We start from the raw sequence: 717 nt of genomic DNA on the forward strand, positions 1-717 counted from the left end.
ACCGGTGCCTACAAATTCCGGCTGCTGGATCTTGCCGCTGCCGATCCGATCACTTCGGGCACGCCGGTCCCAGGCGTGCTGCCGACCGGCACGGAGACGGCGCTCTACCGCTTCGATGCGCAGGCCGGCGAGAAGTTCTTCTTCGACCAGCAAAGCCAAACCGGCAGCGGCAATGTCTATTGGCGTCTGATCGATCCGTTCGGCAAGCAGGTCTGGTTTAACAGCTTCGTGGACCAGGATGTCGAGACGCTGGCCTTCAACGGGACCTACACGCTGGCGGTCGAGGGCTATGTTTCCAATACGAGCCCGGTGGATTTCACCTTTGGGATTCAGAAGGTCGAGGACACGACGGCACCGTTGACGGTCGGCGCGACGATGGATGGCGCGATCGCCCATTCCGGCCAGCAGAACCGGTTCACATTCGATCTCGCGAGCCCGGCACGGCTCTATTTCGACAGTCTCACCTATGACACGAACCTCTCCTGGACGTTGATCGGTCCACACGGAGAGGAGGTCAGCACTCGATACTTCATCTATTCGGATGCGGCCAATCTCTCAGGCAATCCGGTACTCGACCTCGTGGCCGGCGCTTACACCCTGATTGTCGACGGCTCTCTCGACGCGACCGGTGCCTACAAATTCCGGCTGCTGGATCTTGCCGCTGCCGATCCGATCGTACTCGGTGATCCTTCCACCGGGATTTTGGCCTCAGGAAAC

General features: G+C 60.3%; 1 protein-coding gene. It reads left to right on the forward strand.

Annotated elements, in window-relative coordinates:
* Positions 1-717 (forward strand): hypothetical protein (locus tag X744_RS1000000174755; protein ID WP_032908246.1); only part of this gene is annotated, 717 nt, incomplete at both ends.

Origin of the sequence: Mesorhizobium sp. LNHC252B00 (genome assembly GCF_000502955.1) — a bacterium.
GTDB lineage: Bacteria > Pseudomonadota > Alphaproteobacteria > Rhizobiales > Rhizobiaceae > Mesorhizobium.